Here is a 13,733-nt window from a genome sequence, read left to right as displayed (position 1 = left end):
GCAGAGAGCGCGCCTCAGCGACGTGCCCGCGCCAGGCCGCCGGATCGTCGCCGCCGCGACCAAGCTGGCCAGGGAGAGCCTGTCGGAGGCGCGGCGGTCGGTGCACGCGCTGCGTCCCGAGCCGCTGCGGTCGGCCATGCTGAGCGAGGCGCTGGCGGGCGTCGCCGAGCGCTGGTCGGCGCTGCACGAGATCCCGGTCCAGGTCACGACGACCGGTACGGCGCGGCCGATCCGGCCGGAGGCGGAGGCCGCGTTGCTCAGGATCGCGCAGGAAGCCCTGGCCAACGTGGCCAAGCACGCGCGGGCGACCAGGGTGGGGGTGACGCTGTCGTACCTGGAGCACGAGACGGCCCTGGACGTCCGCGACGACGGCGGCGGCTTCGACCCGGCGCTGCTGGACGCCGCCGCCGACGGATTCCGAGCCGATCGCGGCGGGTTCGGCCTGATCGCGATGCGGCAGCGGATGGAGAGCCTGTCCGGCACGCTGCAGGTCGAGTCGGAGCCGGGCGCCGGCACGGGCATCTCGGCCCGCGTCCCCGCCGAGCGGGCGGAGGTGAGCGCGTGAGCCGCCCCGCCGGCCCGATCGGGCTGCTGATCGTGGATGATCATCCGGTGGTCAGGGACGGGCTCGCCGGCATGTTCGGCCGCGACCCGGAGTTCGAGGTGCTCGGCGAGGCCGCCGACGGGGCCGAGGCGGTCCGGCTGGCCCAGGCCCTGCGTCCGGACGTGATCCTCATGGACCTGCGGATGCCCGGCATGGACGGGGTGAGCGCGACCAGGGAGCTCGCCGAGCGGGGGAGCCAGGCCCGCGTACTGGTGCTGACCACGTACGACACCGACAGCCACGTGCTCCCCGCGATCGAGGCCGGCGCCACCGGATACCTCCTCAAGGACGCTCCCCGCGACGAGCTGCTGCGCGCGGTCCGGGCGGCGGCCCGGGGCGAGGCGGTGCTCGCGCCGTCGGTGGCGGCCCTGCTGATGAGCCGGGTACGCCGGCCCGCCCCTGGGCCGCTCAGCCCGCGCGAGGTCGAAGTGCTGCAGCTGGTGGCGGCCGGAGCCACGAACCGGGAGGCGGCGGCCAAGCTGTTCCTCACCGAGGCCACCGTCAAGTCCCACCTGCTGAACATCTACGCCAAGCTCGGGGTGAACGACCGCGCCGCCGCCGTCACCGAGGCGTTCAACCGGGGGCTGCTCATCCCACGGAATCCCCGGTTGTGACGGGTCATCGCCGGATACGGTCTGATCATGCGCGTTCATCGACCTGGATTCGTGGCACTCGCCGTACTGGCCGCGTTGTCCGGTGGGTGCGGTGGCGCCGCGCCGGCCCCTGGCGGGGCGGGCCTCCCGGCGCCGCCGGGCACGGGCAAGGGGCCGCTGGCGGGCAAGGTCGTGGTGCTCGACCCCGGCCACAACGGCGGGAACGCCGCGCACCCCGAGCAGGTCGACCGCGAGGTCGACATCATCACCAAGAGCAAGGCCTGTAACGCCGTCGGCTTCAAGACCGCCGACGGGTACGAGGAGAACGCCTTCGCCTGGAGCGTCACCCAGCACCTCAGGCCGCTCCTGGAGACGATGGGAGCCCAGGTCGTGCTCACCCGGAGCAACGACGAGGGCATCGGCCCCTGCGTCACCGAGCGGGCGGCCATCGGGAACGAGGCCAGGGCGGACGCGGTGGTGTCCATCCACGGCGACAGTGGCAAGCCGAGCGGGCGCGGGTTCCACGTGATCACCCCCGGGCTGATCGCCGGGCGCAACGACGAGGTCATCGAGCCGTCCCGCAAGCTCGGGCTGGCGATCCGCGACGCGTACCGGGACGGCACCGGCATGCCGTACGCGAACTACCGAGGCGAGGACGGCCTGCGGTCCCGCACCGACCTGGGCGGGCTCAACCTGTCGACGCGGCCGGTCGTGTTCATCGAGTGCGGCAACATGCGCAACGCGGGCGACGCCGCCAAGATGACCGACGTCGCCTTCCGCAAGCGCATCGCCGACTCGCTGGCGAAGGGGATCAAGAACTATCTCACCGGCGCCTGACCGAGTCGCGGCGCCGGTCAGTACGTGGCGGGCAGCTGGGTGGTCAGGCCGGCGGTCACGGCGAACGAGACGGACGTGACGCTCGCGGTGGCGGCGGTCAGGCCGGTGGCGGTGGCGCGCAGGGCGATGGTGCCCGGCGTGCGGGAGGCCCGGATGAAGACCCGGTTCACCCCGGCCTCGGTGTCGAGGTAGGGCTTGTGGACGCTGCCCGGTTTGCCCGGGTTGAAGCCGCCCAGGAAGGCGGCCGGGCCGGTGAGCGTGAAGTCGACCCGGGCCTGGTGGGTGGGCATCCGGCGGCCCTGCGCGTCCACGGCCTCGACGTCGAAGAAGGCGATGTCGCTGCCGTCCGCGCGTAATCCGCCGGGCGCGGTGCGCGGCGTCAGCCGGAGCGCGGTGGCCGCGCCGGTCGTCGTCTTGGAGGCGCGGACGATCTCCTGACCGGCCGCGTCGTAGCCGACGGCGGTGATCGTGCCGGACTGCCAGCCGACCCCGGCGAAGGAGTACAGGAAGTCCTGGGTCGCGGAGGTGTCGTCGCCCACCTGGGCGCCGTTGACGAGCAGCCGCACGCGGCGGACGTGGGAGGAGGCCATGACGTACACGGTCTTGGCGGTGCCGGCGGGGTAGGTCCAGTGCCCGATGATGTGGATGTCCGGGATGGGGCTCTGCATGACGCGGAAGGTGTGCAGCGACTCCTTGGGGAGGCGGACCGCGTCGACCCGGCCGGACAGCCGGGCGCACTCCCAGTTGTACTGGCGGCCGTGCTGGTTGGAGTCGGCCCAGACGAGGGCGGCGGCGCCGGAGTAGCGGCGATCGCCGGGCCCCTGGATGCGCTGCCCCCAGAACTCGTAGCGGGTGGCGGCGGCGTGCGGGCCGGCGAAGTCCTCGGAGGCCAGGTGGTAGGTGACGTCCGGGCCGGTCACGTAGCCGAAGTCCGGGGGAGAGTAGTTGTCCCAGACGCGCCGCGGCGCCTCGTCCCGCGTGTACTCGCACTCGATGATGGGCTTGCGGTCGCGGGCGTAGGCCGAATAGTGCCGGTTGAGCATGGTGCCGACGTATTCGGCGGCGTCCACCGCCGCGGTCCCGCCGTACGCGGAGTCGTCGGAGATGGCGCGGCAGCCCATCGCCCGGCCGCCGTTCGGGTCCCAGGTCTTGCGCAGATCGGTCATCTGGCGCATGTGATCGGCGGTGATCCAGTTGTTGCCGGCCTCCCAGAACAGGATGCTGGGGCTGTTGCGGAAGTAGATGAGCACGTCGCGCATGAGCTCGACCCGCTGCTCCCACTGCCGGCCGGTGGCGTCGGACTCCTTGTCGCCCGCGGGCTGGACGGAGACGATGCCGTACCGGTCGGTCATGCGGATGTCCGCCGGGGTGGTGGCGACGTGCATCCAGCGGATCAGGTTGGCGTTGCTGTCGCGGATCATCTCGCCGTCGAGGTGCGTCATCCATTCCGGCACGGCCGCGCCGATGGCGGCCCACTCGTTGGTGGCGCGGACGGCGTAGCCGGTGAGGAAGACGTGCTTGTCGTTGATGTGGACGCCGCCGCCGCTGGTCCCGCCCTTGAACTCCGCCTTCCGGAACCCGGTGACGATCGGGTACGCGTCCAGCACGGTACCGCCCTCCGAGAGGACCACCTCCACGGTGTAGAGGTAGGGTCGGCCGGGTTCCCAGAAACGCAGCTGGCTGATCCGCTGCGACAGCTTGACGATCTGCGTCTGCCCGGCGGCCAGCGTGACCGGCGATCCGGTGATGGTGGCGCGGACCTGGCCGTCGGCCTGGACGACGTTCGCGGAGACCGTGACGGTGCGGGCGGAGGTCTGCTCGTTGCGGACCTGGGCCTCGACGTTGACGGTCGCCGTCGCGCCGGAGACGTTCACGACGCTCGGGTAGACGTACGTGCCGACGGTCCGCAGGTTGGTGTAGAGCGGCAGCGTGAAGTACGTCCTGGGCAGCACGTACATGCGCACGTTGCGGGTCAGCCCGCCGTAGGTCGGGTTGAAGTCGCGGGTGTCCCACTGGAAGGCCGTGCCGGTGGACTGCTCGGGCCGCCATTTGGTGTTGTCGGCCTTGACCGCGATCACGTTCTCGGCGCCGAAGAGCACCTGGCCGGTGATGTCGAAGCCGAACGGCGTGACGCCGTACTCGTACAGGCCCACCTGGGTGCCGTTGACGTAGACCGTGGCCGCCTGCCGGACGCCCTCGAACTCCAGCAGCACCTTCTGCCCGGCGTGCGCGGCCGGGAGGGTGAACCGTTTGCGGTACCAGACCGGCTGCATCGCGACGGCGGACTCGCCGGAGCTGGTGATGTAGTTGTCGAAGGAGTCCACGTCGTTGAAGGTGTGCGGGACGCTCACGGCCGCCCACGCCGAGTCGTCGAACGAGGGCGCCTGCGCGTTCGCCACGTCCTGCTTGACGAACCGCCAGTCCGGGTTGAGGTTGTAGACCACGCGGCCGCTCGCCGTCGCGGCGGTCGCCTCGTCGGCGCGGGTGAGCCCGGTGGCGCCCAGCGCCAGGGCGCCGGCGGCGGCCAGCACCGTCCTCCTGCGCACGCCGGAGGCGGGTTCGATCGCTTGTCCCATGGGTCTTCTCCTGCCGGGTCAGACGTTGAGGAATCCGTCCATGGCGGCGGTGGGCCGCAGGGTGGCGGGGTCCCATGCCCCGCTGCCGTAGGTCGCGAACGGCGAGTAGACCTCGGGCTCCCAGTAGAACGTGCCGAGGCCGCCGAAGCTCTTCAGGCCGGTGATGAAGGCGCGGAGCGAGTCGCGTACCTGCGTGGGCTTGTTCAGCGGCCCGCCGTACTCGACGTGCATGACCGGTTTGCCGTACGTGCTCTGGATGGTGTGCATGTTGTCCAGCACCGGGGCCACGTTGCCGCCCTGGGCGTAGGAGGACAGGCCGGTGATGTCCCATCGGCCGCCGTTGTCCCGGTAGGCGTTGAGGAAGTTCTGGACGCTGCCGAGGTTCTGCGGCTGGGCCAGGTGCACCAGCACGGGCGTGGCCGGGAAGACGTGCTTGACCATGTCGTAGGCGGCGTTGAGCAGGCCGGTCATCTGGGCGGGGCGGCTGATGCTCCCGACCGGTTTGCAGATGCCGGAGTTGGTCTCGTTGCCGATCTGCACCCATGCGGGCGTGACGTTGTTGTACTTGATCACGTTCATGGTGTGGTAGACGTAGTCGTACATCGCGTCCAGCATCTGGCTGTAGCTCATCGAGGCCCAGGCGGCGGGCGGGTTCTGCACCCCGACCGAGTTCCAGGTGTCGCCGAAGTGATAGTCGATGAGCACGGACAGCCCCGCGTTCTTGCAGCGTACGGCCATCGCGGCCGTCTCCTCGACGGCACAGTGGCCGTGCACCGGGTCGCCGGAGGGGTTGACCCAGGTACGCAGGCGGATGGCGGTGATGCCGTACCCCTTGAGGATGGTGAACAGGTCCTGGGCGGTCCCGGCGCCGTTGCGCCAGCTCCGGCCCTGCGCCTCCATCTGCGGCATCCAGCTGATGTCGGCGCCCTTGACGAAGGTCGCCGCCTGAGCCTCCGGCGTTCCCGTGCCCGCGCCCAGTGCGAGCGCGCCGGCGCCGAGGAGGACCGCGCGCCTGCTCAGCTCGGCGGGTACGGACGTGCGCATGTCTGCCATGACCGACTTCCCCTTCCTAGGGTTAAAGCGGTTTAACCGTAAGAATCGAGTCTGGGAGCGTCAAGGTCGGCTGTCAGTGACGTGGTGGGAGCGGGGAGACGGGCCTGCTGGGCCGGGGATGCCCGCTGAAAGTTTCATGCCATGTGAAAGCGTTTCCGCGCTCAGATGGCTCGGACGCGGACGTCCCGGAGCGCGCTCCGCACGAAGCTCTCGTCACCCGAGGCGGCCAGGTAGAAGTCCGCGCGGCAGGCGCTGCCCGAGATGGCGTGGCGCGGGTCGAGGGCGACGGACGCCGGGCCCTGCCGTTCGCAGTCGGGGACCGGGGCCAGCACCAGCATGCGGCGGCTCAGCCCGCCGAGCCACAGCTGCGGGCCGACGAGCACGCCGTTGCGGATCTCGCCGGGGCGCGACAGGCGCAGCGGCCCGCCGGCTGACAGGGTGAGGAAGCCGTCGGGGGTGAGCGTGCCGCGCAGGTTCTGCGCCCAGGCCCGCCGCTGCTCGAAGGTCATCCCGGCCCGCTCGTCCTGCAACGCGATCCGCCAGTCGCCGAACGCGAAGAGCAGGACCGGGCCGGCGGTGTCCACCCCGAGTGGCCCGGGCCAGAGCGTGACGTCGCCGGTGAGGCGGCGGATCATCGGCCGGCCGGCGGCGGTCTCGGCCTCGCCGTACAGCGGGGCGGTCAGGGAGCGGAACTCCCCGCCCTTCCCGGCGCCGGTGAGGGACCGGTGCCCCTCCGCCTTGCCGGCGCCGGTGAGGGTGCCGCTGGTGTACGGCCGGGCCCCCAGCGAGGCCAGGTTCAGGCCGGCCGGGTAGGTCACCTCCGCCCGCGACCCGTCGGGGAACGTGACCCGCAACGTCCTGGTCCCGCCCGTCCCGCTCGCCTCCGGGTAGACGGCGTTGGGATTCACCGTGATCGCCTCGCGCACCGGCTCCGGCTCCGGCGGCTCCGGCGCGGGGCGGCTCGTGTCCCGGCTCGTGAGAATCCCGATGAGCGACCCGATGAGCGACCCGATGAGCGACCCGATGAGCGACACCGCCGCGAGAGCGACCAGGACCGCGATCCCTGCCCGGCGTGGCCTGCGCGGGCCCTGCTCGATGATGTCGACCCGGCCCGCGGTCATCGGCCTTCCCCCGTCGTGCGGCTGTCCCCACCCAGTCCAGACCATCGGCGGGTGCGACGCCACGCCGGGCACGGGAATGTGATCCAGCGCACTATTCCCGTTAACTTCTCTGACGGGCGAATGTCGGTTTGATCGACATACTGTCGGCGAGGCCGCACCCCCTCAAGGAGGTTTCGTCGATGGAACGCCGTAATTTCCTGCGCGCGACCGTGCTCGGCGCGAGCACCGTCGCCTTCTCCGGCAGTCTGTGGCAGGGCGCCGCCCTGGCCGCACCGGCGCAGAACGCCCCCGGTCCCTACGGCCCGCTGCAGGCCGCCGACGCCAACGGCATCCAGCTGCCGGCCGGCTTCACCAGCCAGGTGATCGCCCGCTCCGGCCAGTCCGTCCCGGGCACGTCCTACACCTGGCACAACGCCCCTGACGGAGGCGCCTGCTTCGCCGACGGCAGCGGCTGGATCTATGTCTCCAACTCCGAGATCAACCCCGGCGGCGGCGCCTCGGCCATCCGTTTCGACTCCGGCGGAGCCGTCACCTCGGCGAACCGGATCCTGTCCGGCACCCGGCAGAACTGCGCGGGCGGTAAGACGCCCTGGAACACGTGGCTGTCGTGCGAGGAGGTCAGCCTGGGCTTCGTCTACGAGACCTACCCGTTCGGCGGCACCGCCGTGCAGCGGCCCGCGATGGGCCGCTTCAAGCACGAGGCCGCCGCGGCCGACCCCGTACGGCAGGTGATCTACCTCACCGAGGACGAGACCAACGGGCGTTTCTACCGGTTCGTCCCCACGACGTGGGGCGACCTGTCCTCCGGCACCCTCCAGGTGCTGGTGGCGGGATCGGCCACGTCGGGCTCGTTCACCTGGGCGAACGTCCCGGACCCGGACGGCTCGCCGACGGCGACGCGCAGCCAGGTGTCCGGCTCCAAGTCGTTCAACGGCGGCGAGGGCTGCCACTACGCCGACGACACGGTCTGGTTCACCACGAAGGGCGACAACCGGGTGTGGCAGGTCAACCTGACGAGCAACACCTACGAACTCGCCTATGACGACAGCCTCGTCAGCCCCGGCACCCCGCCGCTCACCGGCGTCGACAACGTCACCGGCTCCACCTACGGCGACCTGTACGTGGCCGAGGACGGCGGCAACATGGAGATCTGCCTGATCACTCCCGACGACAAGATCTCCGCGTTCCTGCGGATCGGCGGCCAGAGCTCGTCGGAGATCACCGGCCCGGCCTTCAACCCCGCGGGCAACCGGCTGTACTTCTCCTCCCAGCGCGGCACGTCAGGGTCGTCGTCCGGCGGCATCACGTACTGCGTGACCGGCCCGTTCCGGACCTGACCCGGCCTGAATGGGTCGCCGGAGTGATCCGGCGACCCGTTCATGTCAGCCGCGCGGGTTCCAGCCTGCGACGTCGACGTCCAGCCCGAGGCGGCGAGCGATGTCGTCCCACTTCACATACTTGAAGTCGGTGTTCTCGCGCACCTCGCCCTCCGGATCCGTCGCCTCGGGGGTGTTGGCGCCGTCGTGGGTGACGAACAGGCCCTTGGGGAACCGGCGGCCGAGCGGCACGTTGATGACCATCGTCCCGTCGCTGCCCTGCACACCGTCGATGCCGCCGCTCTCGCCGACGCGGAAGGAGCCGAGGTAGGCGTTGTCACCTCTGCGGTCATAGACGGCGAAGGTGTCGCTGCCCTGGCTGGAGGCGATCAGGTAGCCCTTGCCGTCCTTGCCGTAATAGATGGTCAGGCCCTCGGCGTCGGCCGTCAGGTTGTCGCCGCCGTATCCGGGGTCGGCTCCGGGGGAGCACTCCTCGGTGGCGGGGTCGTAGGTGGCCGGTACGCCGTACTCGCGGACACGGTCGACCAGCTTCGGTGAACCGGTGAGATCGCCGGAGATGCGCCAGATGCCGACGTCCTCCTGGGCCGCGTAGAGCGTGCCGGTCTGGGCATCGACGACCATGCCTTCGATCTGCGGGCCCACGCCCGGCTCGTCGCACGGGCTCCAGCTCTGGCCGTTGGGGAGGGTGAAGCTCGACGGGAGATCGATGGTCCGGAGCGTCGTGTAGCCGATCTTGCCGCCAGGGGCGTCGGTGAGCTTCAGCAGCGCGAGCCGCGTGGTGTGCCGGCGGCTGACCAGGACGTAGGTGCCCGAGCCCCGCTTCCACGTCGCGAGGCCGTACACGGTCTCGGCGTCGTTCACCTCCGCCTGGGTCGCGTTGAAGACGAACGGCGCGGCGGGGTCGGTGACGTCGGTGAGCGGCTGCCGGTTCTGGCCCGCTCTCGCCGGATTGATCCGGTAGACGCGCAGCTTGTCGGAACCACGGTCGGAGGCGACGAAGACGTCCGACCGGCCCGCCTTGGACGCGTGCCCGTAGACGACGTCCACATTGTTCAGCCGGCCCGGCTCGTCGTCCTGACCCGGCGCGGCCGGGGCGGGCAGGTGCTGGAGCTGCCTGCCGTCCAGGTCGTAGAGGTACAGACCGCCTTCCTTGGCGGTGGTGGCGATCAGGCTCTCCGCCGGAGAGGTGGGGTGGACCCAGATCGCCGGGTCGTCGCCGTTGGCATTGCCGCCGGCCTCGTCGTCGAACAGCGGCGGGGTCTCGACCCGCGGCTCGACGGCGGGCAGGTCTTGCGCGGTCGCCGGTGGGACCAGGGCACCGAGCAGGCCGATCGTCAGCGCTGCGGACGCCAGCGAGGTCAGGGGGCGCATCGACTTCTCCTCATCAAGGAACCTTGCTGCCTTGATCCTCATGAGCGAAGCCGACCGGACCATGAACCGAACCGGAACTTCCGCCCAAATCGAGGCGCGAGTCGCAGGGGCGCCCGTCAGGGCTCGCGCGTGACGGGCGCGAGCCACATCCCGACGAGCGCGTCGATCAGGCCGGTCGCGGCGTCGTGCCAGGTGGTACGGGGGGTGGGGGCGCCTTCGGCGAGCGCGCGCTCGCGGTCGGCGCACGTGAGCACGATCAGCTGGCGGGCCATGTCGCCGCGCTCGGCGCGCACCTCGGCGGGCAGCTCGGGCAGGCACCGGTTGAACCCCTCGACGGTCTGCCGCAGCGAGGGGGAGGAGCGGGTCTCGTCACCCATGATCGCGCGGAGCGCGGGGTCGGTCATCACCTGGGCGACGAAGCGGGCGTACCAGGTGGGGGAGCCGAGGTCCGCCAGATGCTCGGTGACCGGGCGCACCATGCAGGCGACCCAGTCGCGCACGTCGGCGGAGTCGCCGAGCTCGGCCACCATCCGCTCGCGGATCCGCTCGACCGGCTCGGCGTGCTTGCGGGCGATCGCGCGTACGAGGTGGGTCTTGGTGCCGAAGTGGTAGCCGACGGCGGCGTTGTTGCCCTGCCCGGCGGCCTCGCTGACCTGACGGTTGGAGACGGCGAGCACGCCGTGCTCGGCGAACAGCTGCTCCGCCGCCGCGAGAATCCGCTCGCGGGTCACTCCGGCGCGCTCGGCGCGTACGGTCTTGCCGGTCATCGGCACCACCGTACCGGAACGTCACGCCTGCTCACGAGGACCTCCTTCGGGGGCCTGACCGTCGGTTGTGTTCAGTAAATCGACGCTGTTAGCCTTAAGTCAAGCGACTGATTTACTAATACCTCGTCGTTTGCTTCCCTCAACCCCGCAACGGAGACCTCGCATGGCCAACATCCCCGCCCGCCGCGCCCACGCGGCCGACCCCCCGCGGTCGAGCACCTTCGTGGTGGTGCTCGCCTTCGCCGGGATCGTGGTGTCGTTGATGCAGACCCTGGTGATCCCGCTGGTTCCCGAGCTGCCCAAGCTCCTGGGAGCTCCGGCGTCCGACACCACCTGGGCGATCACCGCCACCCTGCTCGCCAGCGCGGTCGCCACACCGGTGGTGGGACGGCTGGGCGACATGTTCGGCAAGCGGCGCATGCTCCTGCTCAGCCTGATCCTGCTCGTCGCCGGGTCGGTCGTGTGCGCCTTCAGCGACTCCCTGACGCCCATGATCGTCGGGCGGGCCCTGCAGGGCCTGGCCTCCGGCGTGATCCCGCTCGGCATCAGCATCATGCGCGACGAGCTGCCCGCCGAACGGCTCGGCTCCGCGACCGCGCTCATGAGCGCCTCGCTCGGCGTGGGCGGCGCCCTGGGCCTGCCCGCCGCCGCCCTCATCGCCGAGAACGCCGACTGGCACGTGCTGTTCTGGACCGCGGCCGGGCTCGGCGTTGTGGCCCTGGTCCTGGTGCTGGCCCTCGTGCCCGAGTCCGCGGTACGCAGCGGCGGGCGCTTCGACCTGGTCGGCGCCGTCGGGCTGTCGGCCGCGCTGGTGTGCCTGCTCCTGGCGATCTCCAAGGGCGCCGGTTGGGGCTGGGGCGACCCGCTCACGATCGGCCTGTTCGCCGCGGCGGTCGTGGTGCTGCTGCTGTGGGGCTGGTGGGAGCTGAGCACCCGCGAGCCGATGGTGGACCTGCGCACCACCGCGCGGCGTCAGGTGCTGTTCACCAACCTCGCCTCCACCATGATGGGCTTCTCGATGTTCGCCATGTCCCTGGTGCTGCCGCAGCTGCTGCAGCTGCCGGAGGCCACCGGCTACGGACTGGGCCAGTCGATGCTGGCGGTGGGCCTGGTGATGGCGCCATCCGGCCTGGTGATGATGGTGCTGGCGCCGCTGTCGGCCCGCCTGTCCGCGGCCAGGGGGCCCAAGGTCACCCTGATGATCGGCGCCGTCATCGTCGCCGCCGGTTACGCGCTCAACATCGGGCTGATGTCCGAGATCTGGCACCTCGTCCTGGTCTCCTGCATCATCGGGGCCGGCATCGGATTCGCCTACGCCTCCATGCCCGCCCTCGTCATGGGGGCCGTGCCGGTGTCCGAGACGGCCGCCGCCAACAGCCTCAACACCCTCATGCGCGCCGTCGGCACCTCCGTCTCCAGCGCCGTGGCGGGCGTCGTCCTGTCGCAGATGACCACCACGTTCGGCCCCGTCGCCCTCCCCTCCGAGGACGGCTTCCGCGTCGTCATGGGCATCGGCGCCGGAGCCGCCCTCCTCGCCTTCGTCCTGGCCGCCTTCCTCCCGCGCCGGAGCGCCGCCGCCCCCACCACGGCGCACGCCGCCGCCCCGGCGCCTTCCGCGCACGGGCCGGCGCACGTGGATGAGCCCGCGTACGCGCCGGTGGGCACCGCCTGGACGGACGCGCCGGACGGCGGCGTCGAGATCCGCGGCATCGTCAGCGGCGACGACGGCCACGCGGTCGGCCACGCCACGCTGACGCTGATCGACTCGCGTGGCCACCAGCTCTCCCGGGCCGTGACCCTGGCCGACGGCGGGTACGCCATCTGGACGCCCGGCATGGGCACCTACGTCCTGATCGCGTCGGCCGCCGAGCGCGACCCGCAGGTGGCCACCCTCGTCGTGGGCGACCGGCCGGTCGACTTCAACCTGATCCTCACCGGCTCGAACAAGCTGACCGGAGTGGTGCGCGACCTGGAGGGCAAGCCGGTGCCCGGGGCGGTCGTCGTGCTGACCGACGTCCGCGGCGAGGTCGTCACCACGGGCGCGACCGACGGGGAGGGCTCCTACAGCCTGTCCGGCGTGACCTCGGGCGGCTACACGCTCGCGGTCAGCGCGGACTCCTTCCGCCCGGCCGCCGTCCCGGTCGAGGTCGCCGGCGCCGGCCAGACCAGGCAGGACGTCGAGCTGCGGCCCGGCGCCCGGATCCGCGGCACCGTACGGGTGGGCGACGGCGGCCCGCTGAACGACGCGCGGGTGACGCTGCTGGACGCGGCCGGGAACGTGGTCGGCACCACGACGACCGGCGAGGACGGCGCGTACGCCTTCGCCGACCTGACCGGCGGCCAGTACACGCTCATCGCCACCGGATACCCGCCCGTGGCGGACACCGTGAGCATCAACGGCCGCGACGACGACGACCGCGACCTGTGGCTGGTCCACGCCGACTGACACCCGACACCGCGACGACCGCTCGAAGGGACGAGCAAGGAAAGCAGGGAGAGCAGGAGCACCATGTACACCAGCCAAGAGCAGGCCGGGCGGAACGCCACGGCGAGCCGGCAGACCGAGCGGAGCGCTCCGGGGAGCCCTCAAAGCGCCCCGGCGGGCCGGCAGACCGAGCGGGGCACTCCGGGGGACCGGCAGAGCGCCCCGGCCGCCCGCCGGGGCCTGCACGCCCTGGTCCGCACCAAGGACGGGTGGGCCGTGCAGCACGCGATCGTCACGGTGACCGACCTGACCGGGCAGCAGGTCGCGCGGGCCGAGGCCGACGCCGAGGGCGTCGTGTCGACCGGCCCGCTGGCGCCCGGCGTCTACACGGCCGTCGCCACCGCGGCCGGATACACACCGGCCGCGATGACGGCGATCGCGACCGGGTCCGGCGCCGCCGAGCTGGGCACGGTGGTGCTGGCCCGGCAGGGCGGCGTCGACCTTCCCCCACCCGGGATCTGGACGCTCGACCCGGCCCACTGCACGATCGCGGCGACCGCCCAGCATCTGGGGCTCAGCACCGTACGGGGACGGTTCACCCAGTTCGCCGGGCGGATCGAGGTCGGCACGGACCCGGAGACCTCGTCGGTGGCCGCCGACATCGTGGCCGCCTCGATCGAGACGGGGAACGGCACCCGCGACGACCATCTCCGCTCGGCCGACTTCCTGAACGCCGCCGCGTACCGGATGATCTCCTACCGCAGCACCGGGCTCACGCCCGCGGGCCCCGACCGGTGGATCGTGCACGGGACGCTGACGCTCGCCGGGGTGCAGCGGCCCGTCGACCTCGACCTGGCCTACCTCGGCACCGGCCCCGACCCGTGGGGCGGCCTGCGGGCGGCGTTCCGGGCCGAGACGGAGCTGCGCCGCGAGGACTTCGCGATGACGTACAACCAGGTCGTGCGGGCCGGGGTCAACCTGATCGGGTCGACGCTGAAGGTGGAGCTGGACATCCAGGCCGTGCAGGGGGCGTCCCTGCCCTAGGCGAG

At 71.7% G+C, this 13,733-nt stretch carries 11 protein-coding genes and 1 pseudogene; 7 read left to right on the top strand and 5 right to left on the bottom strand.

Translation table 11 applies throughout. The features are described from left to right. From ACWEPL_RS48775 to ACWEPL_RS48765, 3 genes are all read left to right on the top strand, one after another. Positions 1–565: sensor histidine kinase (locus ACWEPL_RS48775; protein WP_452440312.1), on the top strand; the 565-nt coding region annotated here is incomplete at its 5' end. Beyond that, positions 562–1,218 (top strand): response regulator, encoded by a 657-nt coding sequence (locus tag ACWEPL_RS48770; protein ID WP_452440311.1) that lies wholly within the window; start codon positions 562–564, stop codon positions 1,216–1,218. The genes ACWEPL_RS48775 and ACWEPL_RS48770, both read left to right, overlap by 4 nt. A gap of 27 nt (positions 1,219–1,245) precedes the next feature. Further along, positions 1,246–2,034, top strand: a complete 789-nt coding sequence (locus tag ACWEPL_RS48765) for an N-acetylmuramoyl-L-alanine amidase (protein WP_452440310.1) — start codon at positions 1,246–1,248, stop codon at positions 2,032–2,034. A 17-nt stretch (positions 2,035–2,051) separates the two neighbouring features. Here the strand turns inward: ACWEPL_RS48765 and ACWEPL_RS48760 are convergent, their stop codons facing one another. The 3 genes from ACWEPL_RS48760 to ACWEPL_RS48750 all read right to left on the bottom strand — a co-directional run bounded on the left by ACWEPL_RS48760 (position 2,052) and on the right by ACWEPL_RS48750 (position 6,784). Further along, the gene (locus ACWEPL_RS48760) at positions 2,052–4,610 is read right to left on the bottom strand and encodes a sugar-binding domain-containing protein (protein WP_452440309.1); all 2,559 of its coding nucleotides are present in this window, start codon (positions 4,608–4,610) and stop codon (positions 2,052–2,054) included. A gap of 18 nt (positions 4,611–4,628) precedes the next feature. Next, complete coding sequence (locus tag ACWEPL_RS48755; protein ID WP_363964897.1) at positions 4,629–5,663, bottom strand: glycosyl hydrolase 53 family protein; 1,035 nt, start codon at positions 5,661–5,663, stop codon at positions 4,629–4,631. 161 nt (positions 5,664–5,824) lie between these two features. Continuing rightward, entirely contained in the window at positions 5,825–6,784 is a 960-nt protein-coding gene (locus ACWEPL_RS48750; RefSeq protein ID WP_452440308.1) for a hypothetical protein, read from the bottom strand. A gap of 179 nt (positions 6,785–6,963) precedes the next feature. Between ACWEPL_RS48750 and ACWEPL_RS48745 the strand changes: the two genes are divergently transcribed. Next, positions 6,964–8,121 carry an alkaline phosphatase PhoX gene (locus tag ACWEPL_RS48745; protein WP_452440306.1) on the top strand — a complete coding sequence of 386 codons (1,158 nt, stop codon included), beginning with the start codon at positions 6,964–6,966 and terminating at the stop codon, positions 8,119–8,121. A 45-nt stretch (positions 8,122–8,166) separates the two neighbouring features. Here ACWEPL_RS48745 and ACWEPL_RS48740 read toward each other — a convergent pair whose 3' ends face one another. Continuing rightward, positions 8,167–9,492 (bottom strand): phytase, encoded by a 1,326-nt coding sequence (locus ACWEPL_RS48740; RefSeq protein WP_452440305.1) that lies wholly within the window; start codon positions 9,490–9,492, stop codon positions 8,167–8,169. A 116-nt stretch (positions 9,493–9,608) separates the two neighbouring features. Then, entirely contained in the window at positions 9,609–10,259 is a 651-nt protein-coding gene (locus tag ACWEPL_RS48735; protein ID WP_363964905.1) for a TetR/AcrR family transcriptional regulator, read from the bottom strand. 163 nt (positions 10,260–10,422) lie between these two features. On the opposite strand from ACWEPL_RS48735, the pseudogene ACWEPL_RS48730 reads away from it, so the two are divergent. The 3 genes and pseudogenes from ACWEPL_RS48730 to ACWEPL_RS48720 form a co-directional block, all read left to right on the top strand. After that, positions 10,423–11,886 (top strand): annotated as a pseudogene (locus tag ACWEPL_RS48730) (MFS transporter); the annotation flags it as partial. 207 nt (positions 11,887–12,093) lie between these two features. Beyond that, the gene (locus ACWEPL_RS48725) at positions 12,094–12,705 is read left to right on the top strand and encodes an MSCRAMM family protein (protein WP_350738259.1); all 612 of its coding nucleotides are present in this window, start codon (positions 12,094–12,096) and stop codon (positions 12,703–12,705) included. A gap of 63 nt (positions 12,706–12,768) precedes the next feature. Then, a complete protein-coding gene (locus ACWEPL_RS48720) occupies positions 12,769–13,728 on the top strand; it encodes a YceI family protein (RefSeq protein WP_452440304.1) in 960 nt (319 codons plus the stop codon). The last annotated feature ends 5 nt before the right edge of the window (positions 13,729–13,733 follow it).

Source organism: Nonomuraea sp. NPDC004186 (genome assembly GCF_053603495.1).
This window is presented reverse-complemented; position numbering and strand designations above follow the sequence as displayed.

Coding starts and splice junctions, on each gene's coding strand:
- ACWEPL_RS48735 (WP_363964905.1), bottom strand. CDS start 10,259: ATGACCGGCAAGACCGTACGCGCCGAGCGCGCCGGAGTGACCCGCGAG.
- ACWEPL_RS48750 (WP_452440308.1), bottom strand. CDS start 6,784: ATGACCGCGGGCCGGGTCGACATCATCGAGCAGGGCCCGCGCAGGCCA.
- ACWEPL_RS48745 (WP_452440306.1), top strand. CDS start 6,964: ATGGAACGCCGTAATTTCCTGCGCGCGACCGTGCTCGGCGCGAGCACC.
- ACWEPL_RS48720 (WP_452440304.1), top strand. CDS start 12,769: ATGTACACCAGCCAAGAGCAGGCCGGGCGGAACGCCACGGCGAGCCGG.
- ACWEPL_RS48725 (WP_350738259.1), top strand. CDS start 12,094: ATGGGCACCTACGTCCTGATCGCGTCGGCCGCCGAGCGCGACCCGCAG.
- ACWEPL_RS48740 (WP_452440305.1), bottom strand. CDS start 9,492: ATGCGCCCCCTGACCTCGCTGGCGTCCGCAGCGCTGACGATCGGCCTG.
- ACWEPL_RS48755 (WP_363964897.1), bottom strand. CDS start 5,663: ATGGCAGACATGCGCACGTCCGTACCCGCCGAGCTGAGCAGGCGCGCG.
- ACWEPL_RS48760 (WP_452440309.1), bottom strand. CDS start 4,610: ATGGGACAAGCGATCGAACCCGCCTCCGGCGTGCGCAGGAGGACGGTG.
- ACWEPL_RS48765 (WP_452440310.1), top strand. CDS start 1,246: ATGCGCGTTCATCGACCTGGATTCGTGGCACTCGCCGTACTGGCCGCG.